This is a genomic window from Nostoc sp., from assembly GCF_036917555.1.
Taxonomy (GTDB): Bacteria; Cyanobacteriota; Cyanobacteriia; order Cyanobacteriales; family Nostocaceae; genus Nostoc.
In genome coordinates, this window is record NZ_JBALDD010000065.1 from 129,737 (window position 1) to 156,385 (window position 26,649).

Annotated in this window: 24 protein-coding genes and 1 pseudogene; 12 read left to right on the top strand and 13 right to left on the bottom strand. The window is 39.6% G+C overall.

The genetic code is table 11. From position 1 onward, the window contains the following. Positions 1–204: 204 nt before the first annotated feature. Positions 205–453, bottom strand: a complete 249-nt coding sequence (locus V7K60_RS26125; RefSeq protein ID WP_251960287.1) for a Ycf34 family protein — start codon at positions 451–453, stop codon at positions 205–207. Between the two features lie 86 nt (positions 454–539). Here V7K60_RS26125 and V7K60_RS26130 point away from each other — a divergent pair, with 86 nt between their 5' ends. Beyond that, entirely contained in the window at positions 540–1,844 is a 1,305-nt protein-coding gene (locus V7K60_RS26130) for a CCA tRNA nucleotidyltransferase (RefSeq protein ID WP_334929763.1), read from the top strand. Positions 1,845–2,242: 398 nt separating this feature from the next. Then, the gene (locus V7K60_RS26135) at positions 2,243–2,626 is read left to right on the top strand and encodes a response regulator (RefSeq protein ID WP_334929765.1); all 384 of its coding nucleotides are present in this window, start codon (positions 2,243–2,245) and stop codon (positions 2,624–2,626) included. Here V7K60_RS26135 and V7K60_RS26140 read toward each other — a convergent pair. After that, positions 2,607–3,011: a DUF2294 domain-containing protein gene (locus tag V7K60_RS26140; RefSeq protein WP_334929767.1), complete on the bottom strand. Its 405-nt coding sequence runs from the start codon at positions 3,009–3,011 to the stop codon at positions 2,607–2,609. The two genes, V7K60_RS26135 and V7K60_RS26140, sit on opposite strands and share 20 nt — an antisense overlap. A 552-nt stretch (positions 3,012–3,563) precedes the next feature. Further along, positions 3,564–3,728: pseudogene (locus tag V7K60_RS26145) on the bottom strand (GTP cyclohydrolase II); the annotation flags it as partial. A 220-nt stretch (positions 3,729–3,948) separates the two neighbouring features. Here V7K60_RS26145 and V7K60_RS26150 point away from each other — a divergent pair. Together V7K60_RS26150 and V7K60_RS26155 are read left to right on the top strand one after the other, a co-directional pair. Next, on the top strand, positions 3,949–4,431 hold the full coding sequence (locus tag V7K60_RS26150; protein WP_334929769.1) for a tetratricopeptide repeat protein: 483 nt from the start codon (positions 3,949–3,951) through the stop codon (positions 4,429–4,431). A 626-nt stretch (positions 4,432–5,057) separates the two neighbouring features. Then, positions 5,058–6,011, top strand: a complete 954-nt coding sequence (locus V7K60_RS26155) for a pentapeptide repeat-containing protein (protein WP_334929771.1) — start codon at positions 5,058–5,060, stop codon at positions 6,009–6,011. A gap of 288 nt (positions 6,012–6,299) precedes the next feature. Here V7K60_RS26155 and V7K60_RS26160 read toward each other — a convergent pair whose 3' ends face one another. The 6 genes from V7K60_RS26160 to sufB form a co-directional block, all read right to left on the bottom strand. After that, positions 6,300–7,478 (bottom strand): UPF0158 family protein, encoded by a 1,179-nt coding sequence (locus V7K60_RS26160; RefSeq protein WP_334929773.1) that lies wholly within the window; start codon positions 7,476–7,478, stop codon positions 6,300–6,302. A gap of 112 nt (positions 7,479–7,590) precedes the next feature. Then, on the bottom strand, positions 7,591–8,223 hold the full coding sequence (locus V7K60_RS26165; RefSeq protein ID WP_334929774.1) for a Uma2 family endonuclease: 633 nt from the start codon (positions 8,221–8,223) through the stop codon (positions 7,591–7,593). Positions 8,224–8,542: 319 nt separating this feature from the next. Next, complete coding sequence (locus tag V7K60_RS26170; RefSeq protein WP_334929776.1) at positions 8,543–9,805, bottom strand: cysteine desulfurase; 1,263 nt, start codon at positions 9,803–9,805, stop codon at positions 8,543–8,545. A 14-nt stretch (positions 9,806–9,819) separates the two neighbouring features. Further along, positions 9,820–11,184 carry a Fe-S cluster assembly protein SufD gene (sufD, locus tag V7K60_RS26175; protein ID WP_334929778.1) on the bottom strand — a complete coding sequence of 455 codons (1,365 nt, stop codon included), beginning with the start codon at positions 11,182–11,184 and terminating at the stop codon, positions 9,820–9,822. Then, positions 11,184–11,972, bottom strand: a complete 789-nt coding sequence (sufC, locus tag V7K60_RS26180) for a Fe-S cluster assembly ATPase SufC (protein WP_334929780.1) — start codon at positions 11,970–11,972, stop codon at positions 11,184–11,186. The genes sufD and sufC overlap by 1 nt, the downstream gene beginning before the upstream one ends. Before the next feature lie 130 nt (positions 11,973–12,102). Beyond that, a complete protein-coding gene (gene sufB / locus V7K60_RS26185) occupies positions 12,103–13,542 on the bottom strand; it encodes a Fe-S cluster assembly protein SufB (protein WP_334929782.1) in 1,440 nt (479 codons plus the stop codon). Between the two features lie 250 nt (positions 13,543–13,792). Here sufB and sufR point away from each other — a divergent pair, with 250 nt between their 5' ends. Beyond that, positions 13,793–14,476, top strand: coding sequence for an iron-sulfur cluster biosynthesis transcriptional regulator SufR (gene sufR, locus V7K60_RS26190; protein WP_334929784.1), 684 nt, complete (start codon positions 13,793–13,795; stop codon positions 14,474–14,476). A 103-nt stretch (positions 14,477–14,579) separates the two neighbouring features. After that, positions 14,580–14,840, top strand: a complete 261-nt coding sequence (locus tag V7K60_RS26195; protein ID WP_334929786.1) for a hypothetical protein — start codon at positions 14,580–14,582, stop codon at positions 14,838–14,840. Positions 14,841–15,538: 698 nt separating this feature from the next. On the opposite strand, the gene V7K60_RS26200 is transcribed toward V7K60_RS26195, so the two are convergent. After that, a complete protein-coding gene (locus V7K60_RS26200) occupies positions 15,539–16,171 on the bottom strand; it encodes a hypothetical protein (RefSeq protein WP_334929788.1) in 633 nt (210 codons plus the stop codon). A gap of 337 nt (positions 16,172–16,508) precedes the next feature. Further along, positions 16,509–16,835 carry a YbjQ family protein gene (locus tag V7K60_RS26205; protein ID WP_012411120.1) on the bottom strand — a complete coding sequence of 109 codons (327 nt, stop codon included), beginning with the start codon at positions 16,833–16,835 and terminating at the stop codon, positions 16,509–16,511. 921 nt (positions 16,836–17,756) lie between these two features. Here V7K60_RS26205 and V7K60_RS26210 point away from each other — a divergent pair. Beyond that, positions 17,757–18,437, top strand: a complete 681-nt coding sequence (locus V7K60_RS26210) for a tetratricopeptide repeat protein (protein WP_334929790.1) — start codon at positions 17,757–17,759, stop codon at positions 18,435–18,437. Positions 18,438–18,439: 2 nt separating this feature from the next. Here V7K60_RS26210 and V7K60_RS26215 read toward each other — a convergent pair whose 3' ends face one another. Continuing rightward, complete coding sequence (locus tag V7K60_RS26215) at positions 18,440–19,342, bottom strand: ABC transporter ATP-binding protein (RefSeq protein ID WP_334929792.1); 903 nt, start codon at positions 19,340–19,342, stop codon at positions 18,440–18,442. 242 nt (positions 19,343–19,584) lie between these two features. Between V7K60_RS26215 and V7K60_RS26220 the strand changes: the two genes are divergently transcribed. The 3 genes from V7K60_RS26220 to V7K60_RS26230 all read left to right on the top strand — a co-directional run bounded on the left by V7K60_RS26220 (position 19,585) and on the right by V7K60_RS26230 (position 23,184). Further along, complete coding sequence (locus V7K60_RS26220; RefSeq protein ID WP_334929794.1) at positions 19,585–21,186, top strand: alkaline phosphatase D family protein; 1,602 nt, start codon at positions 19,585–19,587, stop codon at positions 21,184–21,186. Between the two features lie 190 nt (positions 21,187–21,376). After that, positions 21,377–22,651 (top strand): AAA family ATPase, encoded by a 1,275-nt coding sequence (locus tag V7K60_RS26225; protein WP_334929796.1) that lies wholly within the window; start codon positions 21,377–21,379, stop codon positions 22,649–22,651. Between the two features lie 8 nt (positions 22,652–22,659). Then, on the top strand, positions 22,660–23,184 hold the full coding sequence (locus tag V7K60_RS26230; protein WP_334929798.1) for a hypothetical protein: 525 nt from the start codon (positions 22,660–22,662) through the stop codon (positions 23,182–23,184). Positions 23,185–23,410: 226 nt separating this feature from the next. Here V7K60_RS26230 and V7K60_RS26235 read toward each other — a convergent pair whose 3' ends face one another. After that, positions 23,411–24,010 carry a hypothetical protein gene (locus tag V7K60_RS26235; RefSeq protein WP_334929856.1) on the bottom strand — a complete coding sequence of 200 codons (600 nt, stop codon included), beginning with the start codon at positions 24,008–24,010 and terminating at the stop codon, positions 23,411–23,413. Between the two features lie 234 nt (positions 24,011–24,244). On the opposite strand from V7K60_RS26235, the gene dacB reads away from it, so the two are divergent. Both dacB and V7K60_RS26245 read left to right on the top strand, forming a co-directional pair. Then, a complete protein-coding gene (gene dacB / locus V7K60_RS26240; protein WP_334929800.1) occupies positions 24,245–25,717 on the top strand; it encodes a D-alanyl-D-alanine carboxypeptidase/D-alanyl-D-alanine endopeptidase in 1,473 nt (490 codons plus the stop codon). Between the two features lie 29 nt (positions 25,718–25,746). Beyond that, positions 25,747–26,649, top strand: a complete 903-nt coding sequence (locus V7K60_RS26245) for a S66 peptidase family protein (RefSeq protein WP_334929802.1) — start codon at positions 25,747–25,749, stop codon at positions 26,647–26,649.

Consider the following 26,649-nt stretch of genomic DNA (forward strand, 5'->3'; position numbering starts at 1 on the left):
TCTTGGCTGGCTTCTTTATCTTCTGCGATCGCTTTCCTGACATCTCCTCCCTGTACCATGAATTTGCAATCGTTGAAGGACAAATCATTACAGCAGTTTTCATGTATTTAAAGCACATCTGTCATAAAGGCACAGCAATGGTGTACCCCTACCGCGTGGTCTATTTACCTGAAAATAGCTGTAAGATACACCAATCATTTTCTATCAAGTGGGCACTAATTCACCAGGACGCAACTTCGACCATTTACCTGTTTCCCGCTTGAAACTCAGACAACCAACAACATCCCATTCCATTTCAATCACATCATCTTTAGTCCGAATGTTGACATTAATAGAAGGTTCATTCGGATCAAAATCTGGTGTTTCTGTCAAGTGAGGCTGTTGGTGCTGCCCTTCTACGGCATGATAGGTAACACAGCTGTCTACATAGTGGCAATTCACGCAAATACACATAATAGAACCAACTCCAGGGGCCTTTATTGTTAATCTAACTTAAGCCCAACTGTTATTCATGAGTTGCTGGGTTGATTTTTATTACAATGCGTGAATCAATTCCTTCTACCCTAGCTCCCGAAAATTGGCCTTTTAGTTTGGAATTCCTGCCACAACCCGCTTACATGGTAGGCGGCGCTGTCCGAGATGCGATCCTTGGCAGAACTCGCGAATATCTGGATCTAGATTTTGTTATACCATCCAAGGCGGTAAAGGTAGCGAGAGCGATCGCTCATCATTACAAAGCTGGTTTTGTGTTACTCGATGCAAAACGACAAATTGCTCGTGTGGTTTTTCCCGACGCCACAGCTGACTTTGCCCAACAGGAAGGAGATAGTTTAGAAGTTGATTTGCACAGACGGGACTTTACGGTAAATGCGATCGCTTATAATCCCCATACGCAAGAAATTATCGATCCTCTGCAAGGTTATGTAGACTTACAGCAGGGCATTTTGCGAATGGTATCACCCGCGAACCTAGAAGATGACCCTTTGCGGTTAATGCGAGGTTATCGCCAAGCTGCCCAACTAGGTTTTACTATTGAGCCAGCTACCCAAGCCACAATTCGTTCTTTGGCATCACATCTTGGCAAAGTTGCAGCCGAAAGAGTTAGGGTAGAAATTGGCTATCTACTGGCAAATTCTCAGGGTACTCCTTGGATTACAATGGCTTGGGAGGATGGTTTACTTGCCCCTTTCTTCAAAAATGCCACCCGTGAAAGCTTACTCAAACTAGCAGCAGTTGACACAGCCGCCGCCTTACTTACACAAAAGTGGCAAAAACTAGGGGTACAACTGCAAGAATATATCCGTGATAGTATTAAAACTACTTGGCTAGGTATTGCCAAACTTGCTTGTCTTGTCAACCCAAATCCAGAATTAGCAGAAATAGAGCTACAGGAACTAACTTATAGTCGTGCAGAAATCCGAGGTGTAACTACTGCTCTGAAACTGTTACCGCAATTGAAACTAATTGATATGTCGTTGCGAGAACAATACTTTTTGTTTCATGACGCAGATATTGTGTTCCCCGCTACGGTAGTGCTAGCTGTAGCAATTAATAATTTGGTAGAGGCAATATCTGGTGACAAGCCACTACACACAGCAGTGGAAACTAAAGCAATGAGCTACCAAGTTTTAGCACCTTTGATCAACCGCTACCTCAACCCTAATGATGCGATCGCTCATCCCACTCCACTAGTAAGCGGGAAGGAGTTGATTATATCATTAGATATTCCAGCTTCGCCAATTATTGGTCAACTGTTGACAGAAATTGCTATAGCACAAGTTGAGGGGAAACTTTCAACACCAACAGAGGCGATCGCTTATGCACGTCAGTTAATTGATGGTTAAATATACTTCATTAATTTCTGGTAATGTAACAAACGCGATGCCTACGCAATTTTGGCACTCCTGGCTAAGGCTGGTAAATCTACAACTTCAAGTACTTTAAGTATCCGCTACTTACCATAAAATACTGATCTTTATAGTCAATCCTGGCAATTACATACATCAATTATGCTACTATTTACTTGATATTATGACTACTTTACTATATTATTTCCTAAAATTTAGCGGCGATGGATAACCGAATGCACTATACACTAACCTATTCATTTTTATGCCTTAGTTGGTCGTCTGAAGATAGTCTTGTACATTGAATTAAACACTTACTAGAAACAAAAACTTTTAGGTTTTCCTGATGGGTAGAATTTTTATGCCTAGCTTTTATTAGACAGGACTAACTGCTTATGAATGGACAGCCTTTAATTTTGGTTGTAGAACAGAGTTTACATGATTTAGAGCTACTTAATTCTCATCTAGGAATATTGAATTTTTCATGTATTTGTACCAAACAAGGGGTGAGGGCTGTGATGTTGGCGCAAACTCATCAACCAGATTTAATCCTGCTAGATATGAAATTATCTAATTTGAGTGCTAACCAAGTCATTGACGATCTCAAACATGACTCAAAAACTGCTACCATTCCAATCATTGCAGTCACACCTTTAACAACGGTACAAGATGATCGCTCCACGATGCTCACCGCATTTGATGATTGCATTACTAAACCCTATGATTTTAATCAATTAGAAGTGGTAATCAGTCGCCACATCAGTCAGCTAAATTCCTAACATTTACCTTGGGAATAGATTCGGGATTACGAACTTCAGATAATTCCTTGAGAATTACAACAATCCCAGTACGACCTGTTCTTAAATTTGTGTTTGTCATCAGGTAGAGGACAGGTTGACCAATAATTTCCTCAATCAAATTTTTCAAATCTGGTTTAATTATTTTTTCTAAATATAATCGTACTTGTTCAGCTAAAGTATCATAACCTCCTTTCAGTAAAGTTTGTTCAGCTGGGGTAACAGAGTTTTCTATAGAAATTACGATTTCAGTATCAAAAAAATGACAGATGATTTGGCTAGGAGATTTCCCTAGTCTATCATTATATAAATTTATGATTCGCTGTGATATTTCTGTTTCTAATTGTCCGATAGTCGGTTGTAGCATTAGTACCTACTATGTAAATTTATCGTTTTAATCGGGAATCGAAGTATCCAACATTATAGTAGATGATTATGGAATAGTCTGAGAAAATCAATCACTATTGTATATGAAGCTAATGTATAAATATGATGTATTTGCTATGAATTTATTTGAGAATATTTCCAAATTTGATGAGGTAAAATTTGTTAACTAACGATTTGTGCAGTATTCGGTTAATAACTGGATTTGATCATCATTTGCTCATAAGTAATCAGCTTATTTTGTGCTACATAAGCTTAGGTGTAGCCCCCTGCCTGTATCTCACAACCCAGGACTTAATCTATGTTCATTCAAATGGTCATCAATGACAGACGCATACAGTGCTACATCAGAATGTAATGTACATTACAAGACTCTCTATACTTCCGGTGCAGCGAGTAAGCAGATAAATTTAGGTTCTAATAAAGAGTATGTTAGCCACGAAGACAATTTGTGAAAAACCAATACAATATATTCAGTATTAATTCTTAGAAGCCAATATCTTCCACTCTGGTGACACATTCTTTACGGGCAAACCAACTGCGATTCTGCAATGTCAAAGCGTTTAGTAATTCCTGGTAAATACCAAACTGGCTCAACTACGGCTTTGGTAATAACCAAATTACCGCCTGGTTTCATAATTTTGCCATCTACCTGCAAACAACCTTTGTCTACTGCATTTTGCAGTTCTGGCATATTGATGTCGCCAAAGGGATCTGTTAGCTACCTATAGTCAGTTTTTATTTTTATGACTCTAAATATCTAGTGTGGTATTAGTCGTATTGTTGAACACAATAAATCACACAGAAATTTCATAATTAGCGATTAATCACGGCTAATTTAAAGATGACTTTAAAAATGATTTAATCGATATCTTTTGTGAGAAAGTTAATACAAAGGTATATTCACTGATCTCAAATTCATGGATTCTTTATTTATCAATTCCTTACTTGAAGAGTTGAAAAACCCGGATGCCACAGTGCGCGACAAGGCAACCAGAAAAATCTGGCGGATCTGGTTTCAGCAAAAGGGAATCTATGGGCTGGAAATAATTGACCGCAGTCAAAAGTTACTGGATGCAGGTGAAATTGCTGAAGCTGAAATAGCGCTGACAGCATTAATTAAAGACCAGCCAGATTTTGCCGAAGCTTGGAATCGTCGAGCTTTCCTCTATTACAGTATTGGTGATTATCAAAAATCTCTGGCAGATTGTCAGATGGTTGTACAGATAAATCCAATACATTTTGGGGCGCTTCATGGTATGGGCTTATGTTATGCAGCGCTAGGAGAGTATGGTCAAGCTATCCAAGCTTTTCAACGTGCTTTAGAAATTCAGCCCTATTCGCTAGTGAATCAAAAGTTGATTTTAGAATGTACATTTAGATTCAGCTACAACGGCAGATAGGAGAGAGCATCATACTGTTTTATAAATCTGTTATCACCCTCATCAACAGCAATTCATCGCCATAGTCGCCACAGTTTTATTCAATACGCTTCTATCTGGATTAATAGCAGCGTTATTGCTGCTTGCACTAACAGCAACCAACCGTCAACTAGCAATTGTCGATTGAATAAAGTTACCTTTAGTACAAACTAGATAGCACAAGCGGAACACGGGGCATTATACTAGGCGATGTCTATCACGGGCTGCGCCTACGCCATCGGTATTTACAAAGACTACAATTTAGATGTAGTTATGAAAAAGAGTGGTATCTAGGTTCTCAGTGGTACTCAATTGCCGATGGGGGTTCGATATATTTCTTTATAGGTTATGGCATAGATGTCGTGAATGCCATATCACAAAACATTCCCAAAATCACAGTTGCAGCAATTTTCTAGAAAGACCCCTGGTGTCTGATTGCACATCCCAACTCAGCAATTACAATTTTTACTGCATTTCGATTATGTCTCTATAGTAATCAAAAGCTGAATCTAGAAATACAAGAATACAATACTTTGAATTGTAGATTTTGGTAATTTTTTTGGTTAAATATATTTATATACCATTACAAAAGACTTAAAGATACACTTATGGGACAAGGGTTTACTCCAGAGACGAATGTAGATAAGTTACTGAGACTCTATGCAGAAGGAAAAAGAGATTTTCAAAATATAAACTTAAAACAAGCGGATCTCATAGCCGTAAATTTGTCAGAGGTGAATCTGAGAGGAGCAAATCTACAATTATCATTTTTAGAGGAAGTAGACCTGAGAGGAGCAAACCTGGAGGGAGCTAATCTGAAAAAAGCCAACTTATCAGAAGCAAATTTAGAAGGGGCTGATCTGCGAAAAGCTAATTTGCAAGGGGCAAAATTGATCGGGACACAAGTACGTAGAGCAAACCTACAAAGGGTAAATCTGAGACAAGCAGATTTAGGAGATGTTAGAAACTTAAGTATGGCAGACTTGCTTGCAGCAGATATGCAAGGCGCTAACTTAGAGACGACAAACCTAGAGAAGGTAAACCTGCAAGGAGTTAACCTGAGAAAAGCTAACCTGAAAACAGCACGTTTATTTGAGGCTGACCTGAGTAGCGCCGAACTTCAAGATGCAGTTTTTGAAAGCGCTTTTTATAATGAAAAAACTCGTTTCCCTGAAGATTTTGACCCAGTTAGTGCTGGAATGTATTTAATTGCTCCTAGAGTTTCACTGCAAGGGGCAAACCTGGTCGAAGCATTGCTATTTGAAGTCGATTTAAGTGAGGCAGATTTAACAGGCGCAAACTTAACTGAAGCACATTTGGAGAAAGCTAACCTACAAGGAGCAACATTAAAGGGAGCATCCTTTAATAGTGCAGAACTATTACAGACAAACTTATCTGGTGCAGACCTAACAGGAGCAGATTTAAGTTTCGCAAGTCTTAAAGAAGCAATAATTTTCGATGCCAAATTTCAAGATGCCTGTTACAACAGATTCACTAAATTTCCTCAAGGGTTTGACGCTGTAAGCGCTGAAATGCGTTGGATTGATATTGATATTGAGTAGTAATGTAGAGTAAACCTCTCATGAAATGGAAAATAGGTTTTTAACTCTATCTACCGAATACAATTTCATTGGATGTCCATTCTTGTAATATGGATTTTTTCTGATCCCATCTGGCTCTCCCAAGTGCCTGATTTGTTGTGAGGTTAAACCCAGTTCATTTTTTAATGTTGTAGCTGACTTTAATTCAAGTTGATTACCTTGATCATCTACTGAATAAAAATTACATAGACGGTAATCAAAGCCGTTTTGAGGTGACATAGGCTGATGACTAGCAGATGCACAAACCCCTTATCCAGCTTTAACCAAGTGACCTACACCCCACAGTAAAGGAAGTTTATTAGTTTCGGCTATTTCAATCGATTGTTTTTTCACTTTTTCAAAGTCTGTAGATTGGTTGCCGACAAATTTATTAGTCCACCAATAAAGAGATTCATAACCAACAAGCCGAACAGACCAAAATATAACTGTACAATATTCTCCTTCATAATCACCTGTAAATCGCCATGCTACGGCTACACATTCAGATGGTACAGGAATTAATTGTTTGAGCCACTCACATTGCTCATACCGCTTTCTCAATGCCTTTTTACTCGGTGCATACATTGGATTCTCAGGAATATAAATTTTTTTACCTATAAATTCCTCACAATATTTACCGCGTAGACTTGGAGCAATTAGTACCGTCATTTCTTCTGGGTCAATTGCAATCAAATTCAGATCAAATAGAGTGTGTAAATCTGCCCGAAGAAGCAAACCATTGGAAGGGTGATTAGTCTCTGAACCAAGATAAGGAATAATATGTGCTGCTTCCAGGGCTTGTTCTACATCACTCCCAGAAATGGCACATTTCCCGTTATGAGTTACAAGCAACTGCTGACGAAATTTAGGCTGACCTTGGCGACGAGTAATTGATGTAGCGATTTTTTTTCTAGCATCCTGAATATTTTCTGGATCAAAATCATCAATAATATTATCTAAAGTGTCAGTATTATTAGGTTCTGGAATTTCTTCTTGAATTTGACTGTTATTTGAAATGCTGCTATGAATTCTTATTTTATCTAAGGCATCATCATTGATTATCTCAATACCTACTGATTCTAACCAATCTGTTAACCGCTTTTTTATTTGTTCATTTTCAAATTCTGCCCAAGTATCACCAACAATATATTTGACTCGTTTAAAATGTCCTCTTCCTCCTCCATTAAATGCATTTTCCACCTGTAAATGTAGTGTAGGATCTTCTATATTTTCGATGAAAAGTTCCATGTCATTGCTACCATCACATAAATCTGGTATTTGGAGATACCGATTACCAGACTCTAATTCTTCAAAATCTAAATCATTAATTTCATTATCCTTAGATAGGTGGATGACTTTACTTTCCATATCTATAATCAATTCACCCAATTCATTATAGTTTTTTAATACTTCTATTATCCAGTCAATATCTATGTTGAGTTTTATCATGATAACTTTTCCAATTAATAGCTAACTATTAAAATATCCTAAATTTATATTATTTCACAATATTTTATCAAAGCTAGTGTTAATTTTCTTAGTTGATAGTAGCTCTTGTAAACTACCTTATCTTCTCCCTCATCCAAGTCCGAAAGGATTTTAACAAAACAATTTCACCCATACTTTTACTCTGCTCAATAAATCTACTTATCTCACTCACTGAAACTATAGGAAAGGCAATACTAGACTTACACTCTAGATATTGCCCTTCTATCAACTGATAAAACTTTAAATTTTGCCCGTCGTATCTCCAAAGTTCAGTTACACCCAACGCTGAATAAATCCCCAATTTGTTAACTGAACTGTTGGTAATGTCAATCTCAATTGCTAAGTCAGGCGGCGGATCTGTTTCTAAATTTAGCGTTACCTTACCTCTGACTTTCAATTCATTTTGTATATAATAGCAGTTATCTGGTTCTATACCTCGAAGTGCTAATCGTCGGTTCAGTGTTGTAGAACCAGCACTTTTAATTTCTACTCCCAGTTCTTCAGCTAAAGCGAATATAAATCGGTCAAACTGAATTTTAGGATTTTCGTGTTCCAAAAGTGGAGTCATGATTTCTAAAACACCGCAGTCATAAGCAAACCGAGAACCTCTATGCTCACCTGTATCTCTCAGCAAGGCTTCAAAGGTTTCCCAGCTAACGTTGTGTAAGACTGTTCTTTGTTCCCCAAGGGTTGACTTGACAAGCATATTACAATACTTTCTCCGTCAGGATGTTAAATAAAATCCCGATAATTTTACCTATATCATTAATATAATACTCGCCCAAATCAATTTCAATCACTTGCTCAATAAGTTTCAAAAAGTTCCAGTTAGTTCACTTTATGTACAGATGCAAATATATCAATTTTATCAGAAATAGTTAAGCTAAAGGTTTTCCTAACTCTATCTAAAGTAAAGTCACTGTATGACACTTTAGTTCCTCCTGTAAATAATCGAAACAACAAAATTGTGCCAACTATTGTTAGTTAATAACTGGCACAATTAGCATCTAAAATCTTGTCTACTTTTAACTAGAAAAACCTGCAAAAAAGTCTAGAGTTTCTTTCAATGCTTTGATGAAAATATTAATTTCTTCGCAGGTGTTGTAGAAAGATAGACTTGCTCGTGCGGTTGCAGCAAGACCTAAGTAACGGTGTAATGGTTGAGTACAGTGGTGTCCAGAACGGATAGCAACGCCTTCTTGATCTAATAATGTAGATAAATCGTTGGCGTGGACTTCCCCGGCAGTGAATGACGCAAGAGCGGCTCTACCTTCCCCTTTGACATTGGGTTTGGGGCCGTAAATTCTAATTTGGGGAATTTGCTCTAATTGTTGGAACAAATAAGCTGTTAATTCTGCTTCGTAGGCGTGGATTTTATCCATGCCGATGCTGCTAAGATAATCGATCGCAGCACCAAGTGCGATCGCTTCTCCAATTGCAGGTGTACCAGCTTCAAATTTATGCGGTAATTCTGCATAGGTGGAATGGTCTAAATATACCTCTGCAATCATCTCACCACCACCAAAAAATGGTGGCATTGATTCCAACAATTCCAACTTGCCATACAGAAATCCTATCCCAGTTGGGGCGCACATTTTGTGACCAGAAGCTACCAACCAATCACAATCTATTTTCTGTACATCAATCGGGAAGTGGGGAACACTTTGGCAAGCATCAACTAAGAATTTAGCATCGTATTCGTGAGCGATCGCACCAATTTCTTCCACTGGATTAATGCAACCCAAAGCATTAGAAATATGCACCACCGACACCAACTTTGTTTTGTCGGAAATCAGCTTTTTAAACTGTGACAAATCAAAAGTTTCTTCTGGTGTCAGTTCCACAAACTTCAGTACTGCACCCGTTTTTTGTGCTACCAATTGCCAAGGTACAATATTACTGTGGTGTTCCATCACCGACAGAATAATTTCATCCCCAGGCTGCAAATTATTCATTCCCCAGCTATAGGCTACTAGGTTAATCGCTTCACTTGCGTTTCGGGTGTAGACGATTTCCTGACGGGATGCAGCATTAATGAATTTGGCAACTTTATCTCTAGCACCTTCATAAGCATCAGTAGCTTTAGCACTCAGGGAATGGGCACCTCGATGCACGTTAGCATTATAGTGTTCGTAATAATCCCGTAGGGTATTTAACACCAACAAAGGCTTTTGTGATGTCGCAGCATTATCGAGATAAACCAGGGGTTTTCCGTTGATTTCCTGATGCAATATCGGGAAGTCAGCGCGAACTTTATCAGCAAGGGTTTTGGTAGAGGTGAAAGTCATTGGTAGATTAATTATTACTCATTAGTCAGGGACTTGAGATTATTGACTGTGTTTAAAAGGATTTCTCGCAGAGAAGGAACTGGTATTTGGTTGATAACTTCAGCAGCGAAGGCGTTAATTAATAACTTCCGAGCATCGTTTTCATCAATTCCCCGACTTTGCAGATAAAATATTTCATCATCTTCCAATTGGCTAACGGTAGCACCGTGGGCGCACTTTACATTATCCGCCGTAATTTCCAATTGGGGTTTGGTATCAACTCTAGCTTTAGATGATAGCAGTAAATTGCGATTCAACTGGGCTGCATTTGTCAACTGCGCTGGTTTGGGTACAAAAACTTTACCACTGAACACCGCATGAGCGCGATCGCCTACAATACATTTATGCAATTGGTCACTTGTACCGTGAGGATAATTGAGTGCGATCGCACTGTGAGTATCAGACAACTGCTTACCAGAAATTATCGTCAACCCATTGAGAGTAGTTTGTGTCTGCTCACCAGTTTGCAAAATTTCTAAATTGTGCCGTGACAACTTTGCACCTAAAGTTATGGCATGACTTGTATATCGACTATCACGAGCTTGTGCGATCGCAGTTTTCCCAATATGAAAAGCCTCTGCACCTTCTCGCTCAACCCTAGTGTGACTCACTTGGGCATTGTCAGCAACCCAAATTTCCGTAACCGAATTGGTGAAATATACTCTCTCTTTCTCTGCGCCTTGGTGGTTCGTATACTCTTCAACCAACGTCACCTGCGAACCACTTTCCGCCACCACCAAACAACGCGGCTGCGAAATCGTCGCCGTCTCACCCACAACCGAAATAAATACCAGATGAATTGGCGTTTCAACTACCACATTCTTCTTCACCCACACCACAGCTGCATCAGTTATCCCAGCCGTGTTGAGAGCAGTAAAAACTTCCTGCGCTCCCTCAGCTTGAGCTAAATACTGCTGTACAGCTTGCTGCTCAACCACAGGTAAGCCAGCCAAATTACTCACCACAATTCCAGATGGTAAATCTGTAACTGCGGATAACTCCGGCACAAAAACGCCATTAACAAATACCAAACGACTATTAGCCGCTTCTGGCAAAATATCAAATTCTAAAGACGCATAATTTACCCTCTCTACATTAAATTGCAGCTTTGGCAGAGACGACAAATCAGTAAATCGCCATTCTTCCTCACGAGTAGTTGGGATAATCGAGTGACGTACCCAATTAGCAGCACTTTGGCGTAATTCCTGCAACCAACCTTCTGTTTTAGTTGCAGTTACTTGATTTAACAACCCAGTCAGATAATCATCTCTATCTAACATTGATGTTAAACTGACTGCATTTGAATTCGGAATTGGACTAGGAGATACTTGAATACTCATTACACACCCACCTCAGCTGCAAATTCTTCTAGCACCCAGTCATAACCGCGAGACTCTAATTCCAGCGCCAGTTCTTTACCACCACTCGTAATAATCTGCCCTTGCGCCATCACATGCACAAAATCAGGCACAATATAATCGAGTAACCGTTGGTAGTGGGTAATCAAAATTGTAGAATTTTCTGGATTTGCCAGTTGATTTACCCCATTGGCCACAATTCTGAGCGCGTCAATATCTAAACCCGAATCAGTCTCATCCAAAATTCCCAACTTTGGTTCTAGCAGGGCCATTTGCAGAATTTCATTCCGCTTCTTCTCACCACCAGAAAACCCTTCATTCAAACTCCGACTCAGGAAACTGGGATTCATCTTCACCACATCCAGCTTTTCCTCAATCAAATCGTCAAAATCAAAAGCGTCTATTTCTTCTAAACCTTGGGCCTTACGCCGGGAATTGTACGCCACCCGCAAGAAATCTAAATTGCTCACACCCGGAATTTCTAACGGATACTGAAACGCCAGAAATACACCACTTCTGGCGCGTTCTTCCGGTTCCAACTCCAACAGATTTTGTCCTTGAAAAATCACCTCACCGCCAGTCACCTCATACGCCGGATGCCCAGCCAACACCTTAGAAAAGGTACTCTTACCAGAACCATTCGGCCCCATAATCGCATGAATTTCACCCGATCGCACATCAAGATTCACACCTTTAAGAATCGGTGTTCCATCAACATTAGCCGTCAGATTCCGTACTGACAGCACAATTTCACTATTTTCAATAATCATCTTCTCTCTCTTCTTTTTTGGTTCGTAGTAGCCACTTTAGCGCTAGAGGAAAGCGCTAAAGTGCTGACTACAAGCGTTAATTTTTTCGGTTTCTAGCGACTTGACAGCAATAAAGTGATGACTACAAACGCTATCCAACACTCCCTTCCAACTTCAAACTCAACAACTTATCAGCTTCCACAGCAAACTCCATCGGTAGCTGATTGAAAACATCCTTACAGAAGCCGCTAATCATCATCGAAATTGCATCTTCTGAGGAAATACCCCGTTGAGCGAAGTAGAATAACTGATCTTCCCCAATCTTGGAAGTAGAAGCTTCATGCTCCACCTTGCCAGTGTTATTTTGCACCTGGATATAAGGGAAAGTATTCGCATGGGCATTATCCCCAATCAGCATCGAGTCACACTGAGAATAATTTCTCGCCCCTTTTGCCGTCGGGTTGACTTTCACCAAACCCCGGTAGCTATTGCTGGATTTACCTGCGGAGATTCCTTTAGAAATAATTGTACTGCGAGTATTCTTACCTACGTGAATCATCTTACTGCCAGTATCAGCTTGCTGCATATGATTTGTCAGCGCCACCGAGTAAAACTCACCCACAGAGTTATCACCCACCAACACACAGCTAGGATATTTCCAAGTAATTGCCGAACCTGTTTCTACTTGAGTCCAGGAAATCTTGGAATTTACGCCCTGACACAAACCGCGCTTGGTGACAAAGTTGTAAATACCGCCTTTACCATTAGCATCTCCAGCGTACCAATTTTGCACGGTGGAGTATTTAATTTCGGCGTTGTCGAGGGCGACGAGTTCCACAACAGCAGCGTGCAACTGATTGCTGTCATACATCGGTGCGGTGCAACCTTCGAGGTAAGAAACATAACTACCTTCTTCGGCGACAATCAAAGTCCGCTCAAATTGTCCCGTATCACCAGAGTTGATGCGGAAGTAGGTAGATAGTTCCATTGGGCATTTCACGCCTTTAGGAATGTAGACAAAGGAACCATCGCTAAATACAGCGGCGTTCAAGGCGGCAAAGTAGTTGTCAGCAATGGGAACAACGCTACCCAGATATTTTTTAATCAGTTCTGGGTGTTCTTGCAACGCTTCCGAAAACGAACAGAAAATAACGCCGTCTTCTGCTAGCTTTTCTTTAAATGTAGTGGCAACAGAGACGCTATCGAAAATTGCATCAACGGCGACATTTGCTAGTCGTTTCTGTTCAGATAGGGAAATGCCTAACTTTTCAAAGGTTTCTAAAAGGGTTGGATCGACTTCATCCAAGCTGTTCAGCTTTTCTTTCTTGCGTTTCGGCGCTGAGTAGTAAATGATATCCTGATAATCGATTGGCGGATACTTGACATTCGGCCAAGTTGGTTCCGTCATTTTTTGCCACTGGCGATAAGCTCTGAGACGAAAGTCCAGCATGAACTGTGGCTCGTTCTTCTTAGAGGAGATCAAGCGGATAACGTCCTCGTCTAGTCCACGCTCAATTGTGTCGGCCTCAATGTCTGTGACAAAGCCGTACTTGTAGGGTTGGTTGACTAAGGTTTTGACAGTGGCACTCATCGGTAATAATCTCTAGTGTTCGGAACTTGAATCTTTATAAGGATGGGAGTTGGGCTTTTCTTTAGCCGATTCCCATCTCGCGTTACGGAATGATTACACGGCTGCTAGAATAGTGGTGGAGAGTAAAACAACAGTTTTGTTGTTTAATGTATCTTCATTTTACGCTAAATTAACAACAACAATGTTGTCAAAGTCAAATTTTCAAAGAAATTTTTGGGACGTTCGCTGAACGTCTTGCAGCAACTATAAGATGGCGACTACCCACCAGTCCTCAACCAAGCAAGATATCCTAGAGTATCTGCACAAACACGAAAAAGCAACGGCTTTGGAGCTAGCTGAACTTTTAGACGTTACCCCCCAAGCGATTCGTCGCCATCTCAAGGATTTGGAGACTGAGGAGCTAGTTTTGTATTCTACATCAGTACAGGCGGCAGGTATGGGGCGTCCGCAGCACCTTTATCAACTGAGTCGTCAGGGACGTGATCGCTTGCATCGAACAATGAGCGATCGCTTTGGTGATGGCCACGGAAATTTTGCGGTTTCGCTGCTAGACACCTTAGCCGAAACGGTAGGACACGACCAATTTAAATCGATTTTAGAGAAACAGTGGCAGCGCAAAGCCAAAGAATACCGGGTTCGCGTCGGTAATGGTTCACTGCGAGAACGTGTAGCCAACTTAGTAGAGTTGAGAAAAGCAGAAGGCTTCATGGCGGAGTATCACCCTGTTGATGTGAATGACTGCTTTGAGAGCGATCGCTTTATTTTAATGGAGCATAACTGCGCCATTTCTAACGTTGCCGAGTCTTTCCCCAGCATTTGTGGTCACGAATTAGAAATGTTTGCAGCCGTCTTACCTGATTGTACCGTAGAACGCACCCACTGGATTATTGATGGCGAACACCGTTGTGGCTATTTGGTACAAATTCGCCAGTAAAATTATCATAGATAAATTCAGTTTACATCTAGCCGTGGTAATGGATAATAGCTGAATAGCAACTACCTATTATCAATAATCAACTAAGTTTGAGATAGCATTTATGGATGTACCACCACAGCAACCATCAGCACAATTTTTAACTCTGGAAGAGTCAGCAAAAATAGATGCAGCCTTGTTGTCTTCCCCAGAAAAGTTTTTAACAAGATTGACAATTTCATCACTGAAGCTTTTGAAGCATATTGCCCAAGAGTACGGTGTTACTATTGAAGATTTGACAGCACAGCAAGTAATTGCCTGGTTTGAAAAAGATGGCAAAATTCGACGTGAGCAGGGAATTGAAGGTTCATATCTGAAATGGTGATCTGCGGTAGTAAAATTTTCATTGCATTTACTTGTAAAAAATAACTATACAAAATATCACACTTCTAAGAAACATTTCTGTTTTTTAGAAGCGCGATTTTAAGAGATAAAGAAAGTATGGTGCCATGCTGCGATACTGTTCAGTTCAGCCCAAGATTATTGCTAGAGAAGCAAAATTTTACATCTCTACAAGTTTAAAATCAATACCAAAATTTCTTAACTCAACCGTATTGGAGCGAGAACATTTGTTGCTATTTACTGGCAAATTTACTATATAAAAACAGTAAAATTTATGCTCTATGTAGAATGTAGAAAAAATATATGAATATCAAACCCGCAGTATTGACTAAAAATTTTTAAATATTTTTTATCTTGTACTAAATTAATACTTTATCAAGTTTTTATAGCGTTTCCTCATTTACTGAGGTACACCCTCATCTTGTTTAACAAGGTTAGTAGGGTTGAAAACGTACCTCACTAGGTTGGGAACCGCTATAAGAGGGTTTTGTAGTAAGGACTTTAGTGCCTAAAAAATAAGGACTAAAGTCATTACTACGAGTTTACTTACCTATCAAGTTTTAGCAACAGCAGAATTAATTAAGACGCTACAAATGCCAACTTGAAATAATAAACAAAAAACACCTTAATAAAGGTGCCTTTATTTAAAAATAAATAACATTTGATTTTTCAAACAATTATTTAAGCATTGTAATTGTTAGTCCGAGGAGTACGAGCACCAGTTACGGCTCCAATCATTGAGGCTATTAAACCCAACAAAGAACCAAACACAAACCACCACAATCCCGAACGTATATTAGCTGCCGTTTCACGAGCTTGTTGGGCACTTATGTTTGCTTGTGGTACATTAACACCACCTTGCTGTTGTACCTGGTTTATGACTTCTCCTGCGTTAGAAGCAGCAACACCAAAAGCACCAGATACTCCACTTGCTAAAAGCCATGAGCTAACTGCCAAAGTCGTTGCCCAAAGAATTGCGCCGTTAAGAAGAGCTGTATTGCGGTTCATGGGACCACAAGCACGGGCTGTAACCCAACCACCAGTAAATAGGGAAATTAGTAAAGCGATAGTTGACCAAAGCCCTGCATTACCCGCAGCGTTAGGGGCAATTGTTCTGGGTGCACCTGAACCTGCAACAGTGCCCGCCGCAACCGCAGCAATGATAGAACTCAAAATTAATTGTGTAGCCAAAGAAACCAACAAACCAGCAATAATTGGCCCCCAGCGAACACGGTCGTGATATTCAGCTACTCGACCTGCTACCACAGTATCAGTAGATATAACGTCATTGCCTGTCCGATTTACGTATGACATCGCTTATGTTCTCCAGTGCTGTTTCAGCAAAGTTCCTGCTCAGGTATATTTATCTTTATGCTTCAAATTAAATAACTAAATGTTGTGTTTTAATCTCTATCAATAGAAAGATTTAATAGGTCTATCTTTAGCTAGAAAAAAACAAACTTAATTTAACAATTTTTAATATAATTTAGTGTTTATTTATGTATTTCTTTTCTAAAATTTCTATCTAAAAACTCTTAACTTAAATATAACTATTATCTAGCCATCAAAAACCTGCTTTAACGATGTATGCCATTAGACTTAATCTAACTAAAGCTTTGTAATAAATGTCAAAAGTAAAAATCATCACACATTAACGCATCTTCACAGCAGTGCCTGTGGCAGTAATCAGCAAAAGCACTCCTGACTGGTCAAGATTTATTGTGCCAGTATCAATTTCAATCCCAATTACAGCATTTGCCCCTAAACGTTGTGCGCGTTGTTCTAATTCTTCTAATGCCTTGCGTTGACCCTGCTCAAATAGACGCTCATAGCTAGCAGTGCGTCCACCGATAATATCTCGAATCCCAGCCAAAAAATCCCGCAAGAAATTGCTGCCGTAGACTACTTCTGCTGTCACAATGCCTAAATATGACTCAATCACGGCTCCTTGAATTACATCAGTAGTAGTTATAATCATAAATTAACCTCTTAATATGGGATATCTCTTGATATTTATTATTAAAGTATTTTGATAAATACTTTAATAATTGTAACTATTATTACAGAATACAGGTTGGATAAACATCCTTTCACACAACTTTAGATTGCGCTTTCGGCTTTAGTGTTGTCCTAAACAGATTAATGAAATATTTTACAGTTTAGATGTATCTTACCTTTGAATAACCAAAAAAGGATATAAATGCCTGGATGATAACTTCTCAAAAGCTAGTATTAAGGATTAAAAATGTCAGAAAAGATTGGATACAGAGTCACTCACTTCGCTCGAATTCAAAATTCAAAATGACGCTCTCTACGAGACGCTGCGCGTAGCTTGCTTCTCTGTAAGAGTACGTGGACTCGTTAACGCTGCGCTAACAAAATTCAAAATTCAATTCCACGACTTAAGCTGCAAGCTCTGGAACTCTTGACGCCTTGCGCCTCTCTACGAGACACTACGCGAACATGCTGCGCGCCTCGGAGCAATTCTTTTTTAAAGTGGGCTTGTATTCCACAACTAAAGTTTTATTCATAATTTTCCATTTTTAATTTTTAATTTTCTATTTTTAATTGTTTTGTCAAAGCCTATAAGCTTGCTGCATCAGAATCTAGGATTAAGTCAGATGGCTGTTGAGTTTTTCTGGGTAACACGTATAACTACTGATTAAAAGATGTGTCGTTTTGCTATAGTACTGGTTTATATGTAGGGTATCTTCACCTGCTCCTCGATCCCTGACACTTCATCCTTCAGTAAAAACTCTGTTATGTAATGCTAAATGTAAAGCAAAGAAAAATGAACTATTAACATCTTAATCAATACGAAGAAATACAGTTTTCAAAAGTCCATATTTTTGTTTTAATGTACAAGAAAAAAGTCCTCTAAAATTTCAGGAAATTTACTGTGTACAAGCCAACATCATTCGTGTTTAGTGTGGTGTTACTAGGATGTTTTACTTTGACCATACCTTCAGTAGCTCAGGCTCAAGTATTAGTGGCGCAGGCCAAAAACCCAGAGTTAAAGCAATTGCTGGAGGAAGGACGGAGGTTAGTGAATGGCGGGGATTATGGTGGTGCGATCGCTGTTTATCAGCAAGCAGCTAGACTAGATCCCAAGAATGCTAAAATTCATTCAGGTATTGGGTATTTATACGCTCAACAGGGAAATTACCAGGCAGCATTAACAGCTTATCGTCGGGCAATCGCTATCAACCCTAACAATAGTGATTTTTACTACGCTGTGGGTTACATCAAAGCCAATTTGGGCGACACACGTGGCGCAAAGGAAGGCTACCGTCGTGCTATACAGCTGAACCGTAACAACGTCAATGCCTATTTAGGATTGGCTGTGACACAATCGCGTATGGGAGACTATAATGCAGCTACCTGGGCATACCAACAAGCAATCGATTTGGATAAAAACAATGCCCAGACTTATGAGTTGATGGGTTCGATGTATAAACAGCGACGACAAGCCAAACAAGCAAACAGCTTGCTTCAGAAAGCCCGTGACTTGTACAAGCGGCGCAATGACTCAGATGGCGTAGAAAGGGTAGAAGCCATGCTGCGGCAGTTAGGAGGATGAGGTTAATCTAACTGGCGTCCCGTTAATTCCACAAAAATATCTTCCAGATTAGAGGGACGCACCATCATTCCGGTTTTATCGGGCTGTTCATTTAAGTAAATATTTGCTGCTTCCAAGGATGGGAAAAACAGATATTCCCAATTACGAACGCTATCGCTTCCGACATTAGACGCACCTAATTGTTTCATCACCAAACCTTCACCGTGAGCAGAACGCAGCTGCTGTAAAGTTCCCAAAGAAATCAGTTTACCGCCATCCATAATACCGATTCGTCCTGGCTTGGTAGAACCAAAGGCATCGCACAAAAATTCGACCTCATCCATATAATGGGTCGTCAGTAGCATCGTCATCCCTTGTTTATTTAAATCCCGAATAATTTCCCAGAGGCGTCGCCTGGTCTGGGGGTCTAGTCCTACTGTTGGTTCATCTAAAAACAAAATTTGCGGTTGATGCAATAAGGCTCTCGCAATTTGCAACCGTCGTTTCATACCCCCAGACAGGGTTTTTACCAAATCATCACGTTTTTCTGCTAGCTCAACATATTCTAGCCATTGATTAATTAATTTTTGTCGCTGCGGGTTACTAATGTGATGTAGCCTCCCGTGCAGTTCCATATTTTCCCAGACAGTTAAATCGTTATCCACACTGACTTGTTGCAAGACTACGCCAATACTCTGTTTTGCCAACGTTGCTTGGCTCATCACATCATATCCACCTACTTCTATGCGTCCTTGGGACGGTTTTGTGAGTGTAGTCAGCATCCGAATTGTAGTTGATTTCCCTGCACCGTTTGGGCCAAGTAGAGCAAATATCTCTCCCGCTTCAATTTGGAATGACAGGTCATTAACTACAGGTACATTATTGTAAAACTTGTAGACGTTTTCTAGAAAGACAGCAGCAGTCACGTCGCTTCGCTCCGAATTAAAAATTAAAAATTAACAAGCTCATTAATAAATTTAGTTGCTCTATATCCTTTTCTGTTTCAGTCATAGATAAATTTGCTCTTAATAAATACTACCATTCTGATTACATCAAACTAAATATATTTTATTAACCCTTAGATAACTCAATCTTTACTTATTGACATAACAACGTGTGGTAAACACTTATCTTGTAATACTTTAGTTTAAGGTTGCTATTATTTAGTATGAAATTGCATCACCAATTGAAGCTAAATCGGCGTCAGTTTTTGCTACGTTCAGCTATCACAGCCGATGGAATTATTTCCACAAATCTTGTAGCTAAATCACCAGTTTTTGGCAAAGCACCTGCAATCATCACTTCTGATAAAATGCGTCCTGGCATACCTTATGGTGTAGCTAGCGGCGATATATCTAACGATAGCATTGTCATCTGGAGTCGGAGCGATCGCTCCACCAAAATGATCGTAGAATATTCTACTAGCGAATCTTTTCGCAACGTGCAGCGAGTTGTGGGGCCTAATGCTTTAAAAAATAGCGACTTTACAGCACGACTTTATTTAACGAACCTGCCACCAGACCAAAAATTATTTTATCGGGTGATTTTCCAAGATTTAGATTATCAGCATACTTGCAGCGCTCCTTTTCATGGTACTTTCCGAACTCCCCCCAAATCTGGACGAGATATATTCTTTGTTTGGGGTGGCGATACCGCCGGTCAAGGATGGGGAATTAATCCTGATTTTGGTGGGATGAGAATTTATGAAACTATGCGCCAACTTCATCCCGACTTTTTTATCCATTCGGGTGATAATATTTATGCTGATAGCCCGATTCTATCAGAAGTGACTTTAGACGACGGCACTATTTGGAAAAACATTACTACACCAGAAAAATCCAAAGTAGCAGAAACTATTACAGAATTTCGTGGCAACTATATTTACAATTTGCTGGATAAAAACATCAAGCGTTTCAATGCTGAAGTTCCCATATTGGCACAGTGGGACGACCACGAAACCAGAAACAATTGGTATCCTGGACAAATTATCCTCAACGATGACCGTTATACAGTTAAGGATGTTAACTTGCTAGCTCAAAGGGCAAGACAAGCATTTTTAGAATATCTGCCTATTGGATATGAAAGCAATAATCCAGAGAAAGCGAAAATTTATCGCTCTTTCAACTATGGCCCATTATTAGACATTTTCATGCTGGATGAGCGCACCTATCGGGGGCCAAATAGTCCCAATAATCAGGCGGTACCAAGTAAAGAAACAGATTTTTTGAGCAGAAAACAAGTGCAATGGTTGAAAAGGCAATTGCTGTCAGCAAAAGCAACATGGAAAGTGATTGCTAGTGATATGCCTTTGGGACTGATAGTTAGAGACGGTAGCACAGATTTTGAAGCTTGGGCTAATGGAGATGGTTCACCATTAGGAAGAGAGTTAGAACTTGCCGATTTGCTACGATTTATCAAAAACAAAAATATCCAGAATGTTGTTTGGTTAACTGCTGATGTACATTATGCAGCAGCCCACTATTACGACCCCGCTAAAGCACAGTTTACCGACTTCAAGCCTTTTTGGGAGTTCGTCGCCGGGCCGCTTAACTCTGGTACATTTGGGCCTAACCAATTGGAAAATACCTTTGGGCCACAACTGGTATTTCAAAGCCTTCCTCCAGATACAAAAGCAAATCGACCACCAAGTGAAGGTTTGCAATTCTTTGGAGGAGTTAAAATTGATGGAAATACAAAAGTGATGACAGTAACACTGCGTAACTTGGCAGGGAAAACTCTTTACAGTGTAGATTTACCGCCAGAAAAATAAATCGCCAAAATCACAGTGAGATGTAGCCAGTTAGATAGAGTAATTACGCAATTTTTTACTTTGTCTGCTGGCTTTGCTGTTTTTTTGCTGAGATGTTGAAGAAGAAAAATCTTGTGCGATGCCTGCGGCGGGCTTTGCCTACGCTACTGTTAGGAGCTAAATTTAAGTAGGTAGAGTTTTGGAGTTTATCATGCTTAAGCAACTCATTCTTGAAAACTGGAAAAGTTTCCGTTATGCAGAGCTTCCACTTGACCCTTTGACTGTTCTGATTGGTACAAATGCCAGTGGTAAATCTAATGTGGTTGAAGCGTTAGAATTTTTACAAAGAATTGCTAGAGGTGAGAATATTGAAGCAGCTTTAGCAGGAGATAAAATACTTTCATCTATTCGTGGTGGCGTAGAGTGGGCTGCACTTAAACCAGAGAAAGAATTTACATTAAAAGCGTTGGTTGCAGATGAAGATGGAAAAACTGATTACTTGTATGTTATAAAAATTCAAACAATCCCTGAAATTAGAGTTATCGAAGAATATATCGAACTTCAAATATTAAGTGAAAATGCTTTAAATAATTATTTAAATATAATTAATGCTAAAAGTTGGCATTTTCCAACTAGAAGTGGATTAAAAGAAGTAAACTCTCCTATTAATATAAATGAAATAATGAATTTTAAAAAGAGTTTAAATATCAATAATAATCCTATACAAATAGATACTCAGACTGAAGATTTTAAAAATATATATAATGAATATGCAACCTTCCAGCAACAAATTAAAGATTATGTAATCTCTAAGTTAGAAAATATATTAATTCTCAATCCTGTACCTTCAAAAATGCGTTATTATTCACGCTTGTCTGACACTTTTGAAAGTGATGCATCTAATATTGCGGGTGTGCTAGCAACATTACCTGATGAACGGAAAAAAGAAGTAGAATCAACGCTGTCTACCTACGTAAAAGATTTACCAGAAAGTCATAGTCAAAAAGTATGGGCAGAAAAGTTTGGCAGATTTGCTACTGATGCCATGCTTTACTGCCAGGAACAATGGAAACTTGGTCATATTACAGAAATTGATGCTAGAACTATGTCAGATGGAACCTTACGTTTTATAGCAATTCTTACAGCATTACTTATCAGACCAGAACGTAGCCAACTAGTAATTGAAGAAATAGATAATGGTCTTCATCCCTCGCGTGCACAATTGCTAGTAAAAATACTGCAAGAGATTGGCAGCAAAAGAAAAATTGATATTTTACTGACTACGCATAACCCAGCTTTACTTGATGCTTTAAGCCCAGAGATAGTTCCTTTTGTGGTTGTTGCACACCGTGATTCTGAAACTGGAGAAAGCAAACTTACTCTCTTAGAAGATATTGAAAACTTTTCTAAGTTATTTGCATCATATTCTTTGGGTGATATGACAACTAAGGGTGCGATTGAAAGAAGCCTCTCTCGTAATGAATAATTATTAATATGAGAAAGGTGTTACTCATTGATACATCGCTTTTATACGTTTGGTTAAAAGTTCCAGGTAGAGAAACTGCTGGTAATAATGAATGGGATTTTGAGCGTGTAAATCAAAAAATTCAGGTAGAAATCGCCAAATCAACAACGCTGGTACTATCTTTAGCTGCTGTTATAGAAACAGGTAATCACATTGCACAGGCTAAAATAGCAAATTCAGAAAGTAAACGTATAGCAGCTCAAAAATTTGCCGAAATTATGACTTATGCAGCTGATGAAACCACACCTTGGGCTAAGTTCCGTGAGCAAATTGTTCTTTGGGAGGAGGAAGAATTGAAAAACTTAGCCGCTAAATTCCCTAATCAAGCTGTAGAAAAGACTTCTATGGGTGATGCTACTATTGTCATTTTGGGTTGGCACTATTACCAAAAATGTTTCCATGTAGAATTTTTGACTGATGATGACAAGCTAAAATCTCAAGAACCACCTCCACCACAGCCACCTACGCGTCGTAGTAGTCGAACAAAAGGGTAAAATATCCATGAGCAATTACTTTTTACCCAAAATAGCAGTCAGCGAAATTGCTCTTGGAGTGAAAGAGAAAGTAATTAAAAAGGGTTTTGGAAATTTGGTTATCTCTCAGACTGCTGCTTACACTTGAAGGCTACTGTTTAGATAACTAAAGCATTATTTTATATAATCAACGACTAATCACTAATGACTCCCCTTGATGGGGAGTTATTTGATATCAGTTAGCTAGCTAAAATGAAATTGGTACATTTTTAAATGCGGCTGTATCTGGCACAAAAATGTCCAATTTATTGATCCCATCGGGAACTCTTAGCCAGATATAAGCATCTGCGGAGGCTTGTGGACGTACTGGGAATAAAGAAACGCTTCCTGTTGAGCGATTAAGAGCAACTCCTTTGTAGGTTACGCTAGTGTCAGGATTGCGGGCTGTTGTACTAGCAACCGATATAATATCGCTACCAACAACTCCGTCTGTGGCAAGGCGACGAATACGCATTTGCAGATTTACCACATCACGGTTTCCAGTTTCTGGATCTTTAATTCGTTTTGCTGAAAGTAACTCAACTTCTGCCTTTTTGCCAAAAGCAGGCTGCACAAATTGACCAGGGCTAATTGCTGAAGTTGTAGCATTAACTGGGGATGGTGAGACTGTTCCTTGTGGAGAAGTTGTAGCTGTAAAACTTGGCACTTGAGTGAGAATGCTGCTACTGGCTGTATTAGTAGCATTTAGTGTCTGCCGTAACGTGAAAACTTCATAAGCTACATAGCCGCTACATCCCAAAGCCAAAGTAGAGAGTAATACAGCTACACCAGATAAAAATGTACTCACGCCGTTGCCTCGATTTCGTATTTCTGTATATGCAGGTTGACTTACGTTTCTATTTTGTAATCCCATAAATTATGTTTGTGCGTAGGCGCAGCCCGTCGTAGACATCGCCTATGTATGAAACATGTGAACATCTTCCCTATACTAATTAAGTAACTTTACTGAGCTAATTCTTCTCTTTCCGGAAAGAAATTGTTCACAAGGTAAAAATATCTGTCTTTGGGATTAGGAAAATTGGTGAGACTTAAGATTTTAAATCAACCATTGGGTGTTTTGTTAATATTTTTGACTAGCCAGATAGGATTTAGTTCTAGAGTTGCGAAAGCACAAACCTCAGTTGCACCAACAACTACCACAAAATCAATTTGCTCTAGCCAACTGGGAACAGCGATAGATACTGTAATCAATCGTCCCTTATTTAGTCGGGGGCGCTGGGGAATTTTGATACAACCCCTGTCAACCGCACAAACTCTTTACAGTCGAGATGCTCAAAAATATTTTACTCCTGCGTCTAACCTCAAATTGCTGACAACAGCAGCTGCGTTGCAGGAATTGGGTGCTAATTTTCGGATTCGCACCTCTATTTATCAGAATAGCAATGGTGTTTTACGTGTTGTCGGAAGAGGAGATCCTAGCTTAAGTGATACTGAACTGCAAAAATTGGCACAGCAATTAAAACAGAAAGGTATTACCCAAATTCAGCGTTTGATTGCTGATGATAGTTATATTCAAGGTGATATTGTTAATCCCACCTGGCAATGGGAAGATGTGCAGTCAAGTGATGGCGTACCAGTCAGCAGTTTTATTCTGAATCAAAATATTTTTAGCTTCAAACTTGTACCACAGGCTGTAGGTAAATCTTTGCAAGTGGTGTGGATTGATCCTGGCGAAGCGAAACAGTGGCGGGTAATTAATCAGTCAGTAACCCTTCCCCAAAATCAACCAAGCTATGTCAATGTTACCCGCGAATTATCAGGAACAGTATTACGAATTCAAGGACAACTGACAACAAATTCTGAACCCTCTTTAATAGATTTGCCTGTAGTTGATCCTAATTATTACTTCTTACGACGCTTCCGTACTGCTTTAGTAACAGAAAAAATTACTTTGGGACAAACATTAGTAGTAAATGGTGGTGTGAATCAAGGTGAAATAGCATTTGTAGAGTCGCCACCTTTAGCTGAATTATTAGCAGAAACTAATTTAAATAGTAATAATCTTTATGCTGAGGCACTGCTGAGAGCATTAGCTGTGAAAAAAACCAGACTGAAAAATCAGACTAGTGCTGATGTTGGTTTAGAAGTTGTCAAAGCAAGTTTAACTAAATTGGGGGTCGATCCAGCCAATTACATTTTAGTGGATGGTTCAGGTTTATCACGTCGTAACTTAGTGACACCAGAAGCTTTTGTACAAACTCTGCGGGGAATGGCAAAAACCCCAACAGCATATATATATCGCGCATCTTTACCCGTGGCTGGTAAAAGTGGAACTCTGAAAAGCCGCTTTCAAGATACACCTGCTGAGGGCATTGTACAAGCAAAAACAGGTACGTTAACGGGTGTAGTTTCTCTATCTGGATATATGAATGCACCGAAATATGAGCCGCTAGTTTTTAGTATTATCGTCAATCAGTCGGATCAATCTGCAACAGTTGTACGGCAGGCAATTGATGAAGTTGTTGTGTTGTTAACACAGTTACAGCATTGTTAATATTATACTTTTCATTCATAACTTTTTTCATGCCAGCCAAAATCTTACCACCGCCCCTAAAACCTGGAGACTTACTACGAGTAATTGCCCCTAGTGGTGCTTTGCGAGAATTCCAGGAATTTAAACAGAGTCTAGAAATTTGGCGATCGCGTGGTTATCAATTACAAGTCAGTCCCCAGATAGATGACAAATGGGGTTATCTAGCTGGAACAGACGAAAATCGCCGTCAACAGCTAGCAGCAGCATGGCAAGATCCTAATTGTCGTGGTATTCTCTGTGCCAGAGGTGGTTTTGGCAGCACCCGCATCTTAGAAGATTGGAATTGGTCAACCTCAGCGCTTCCCAAGTGGCTCATAGGCTTTTCTGATATTACAGCTTTATTATGGAGCCTTTATACAGCAGGAATTTCCGGCGTTCATGGACCCGTAATGACAACTTTCGCAGATGAACCAGATTGGTCAATTAAGCGATTATTTGATTGGATAGAAGGTAGTTCTTTCACTCCTCTTAAAGGTTGCGGTTGGGGTGGCGGTGTGGTTAATGGTACTTTATTACCAGGGAATCTCACGGTGGCTACTCACCTTTTGGGTACACCCATCCTGCCACATCTAAATGGTGTAATTCTGGCGTTGGAAGATGTTACAGAAGCACCTTATCGGATTGACAGGATGTTGACACAGTGGCGTTTGAGCGGTGTTTTATCTCAAGTCTGCGGTATTGCTTTAGGGGGTTTTACTCGCTGTGAAGCGCCACCAACTATATCTAGTTTTAGTGTAGAAGAAGTATTGCGCGATCGCTTGGGTGATTTGGGTATTCCAATTGTCTCTGATTTGCCTTTTGGCCACGATAGTCCCAATGCGGCATTACCAGTGGGTGTAGAGGTAACTTTAGATGGGGATACGGGAATATTAGCGATCGCGCATCTAGATTAA

Excerpts from the sequence above, each read along its gene's own strand:
- V7K60_RS26125 (WP_251960287.1), bottom strand. The coding sequence starts at position 453 with ATGTGTATTTGCGTGAATTGCCACTATGTAGACAGCTGTGTTACCTAT.
- V7K60_RS26130 (WP_334929763.1), top strand. The coding sequence starts at position 540 with ATGCGTGAATCAATTCCTTCTACCCTAGCTCCCGAAAATTGGCCTTTT.
- V7K60_RS26135 (WP_334929765.1), top strand. The coding sequence starts at position 2,243 with ATGAATGGACAGCCTTTAATTTTGGTTGTAGAACAGAGTTTACATGAT.
- V7K60_RS26140 (WP_334929767.1), bottom strand. The coding sequence starts at position 3,011 with ATGCTACAACCGACTATCGGACAATTAGAAACAGAAATATCACAGCGA.
- V7K60_RS26150 (WP_334929769.1), top strand. The coding sequence starts at position 3,949 with ATGGATTCTTTATTTATCAATTCCTTACTTGAAGAGTTGAAAAACCCG.
- V7K60_RS26155 (WP_334929771.1), top strand. The coding sequence starts at position 5,058 with ATGGGACAAGGGTTTACTCCAGAGACGAATGTAGATAAGTTACTGAGA.
- V7K60_RS26160 (WP_334929773.1), bottom strand. The coding sequence starts at position 7,478 with ATGATAAAACTCAACATAGATATTGACTGGATAATAGAAGTATTAAAA.
- V7K60_RS26165 (WP_334929774.1), bottom strand. The coding sequence starts at position 8,223 with ATGCTTGTCAAGTCAACCCTTGGGGAACAAAGAACAGTCTTACACAAC.
- V7K60_RS26170 (WP_334929776.1), bottom strand. The coding sequence starts at position 9,805 with ATGACTTTCACCTCTACCAAAACCCTTGCTGATAAAGTTCGCGCTGAC.
- sufD (WP_334929778.1), bottom strand. The coding sequence starts at position 11,184 with ATGAGTATTCAAGTATCTCCTAGTCCAATTCCGAATTCAAATGCAGTC.
- sufC (WP_334929780.1), bottom strand. The coding sequence starts at position 11,972 with ATGATTATTGAAAATAGTGAAATTGTGCTGTCAGTACGGAATCTGACG.
- sufB (WP_334929782.1), bottom strand. The coding sequence starts at position 13,542 with ATGAGTGCCACTGTCAAAACCTTAGTCAACCAACCCTACAAGTACGGC.
- sufR (WP_334929784.1), top strand. The coding sequence starts at position 13,793 with ATGGCGACTACCCACCAGTCCTCAACCAAGCAAGATATCCTAGAGTAT.
- V7K60_RS26195 (WP_334929786.1), top strand. The coding sequence starts at position 14,580 with ATGGATGTACCACCACAGCAACCATCAGCACAATTTTTAACTCTGGAA.
- V7K60_RS26200 (WP_334929788.1), bottom strand. The coding sequence starts at position 16,171 with ATGTCATACGTAAATCGGACAGGCAATGACGTTATATCTACTGATACT.
- V7K60_RS26205 (WP_012411120.1), bottom strand. The coding sequence starts at position 16,835 with ATGATTATAACTACTACTGATGTAATTCAAGGAGCCGTGATTGAGTCA.
- V7K60_RS26220 (WP_334929794.1), top strand. The coding sequence starts at position 19,585 with ATGAAATTGCATCACCAATTGAAGCTAAATCGGCGTCAGTTTTTGCTA.
- V7K60_RS26225 (WP_334929796.1), top strand. The coding sequence starts at position 21,377 with ATGCTTAAGCAACTCATTCTTGAAAACTGGAAAAGTTTCCGTTATGCA.
- V7K60_RS26230 (WP_334929798.1), top strand. The coding sequence starts at position 22,660 with ATGAGAAAGGTGTTACTCATTGATACATCGCTTTTATACGTTTGGTTA.
- V7K60_RS26245 (WP_334929802.1), top strand. The coding sequence starts at position 25,747 with ATGCCAGCCAAAATCTTACCACCGCCCCTAAAACCTGGAGACTTACTA.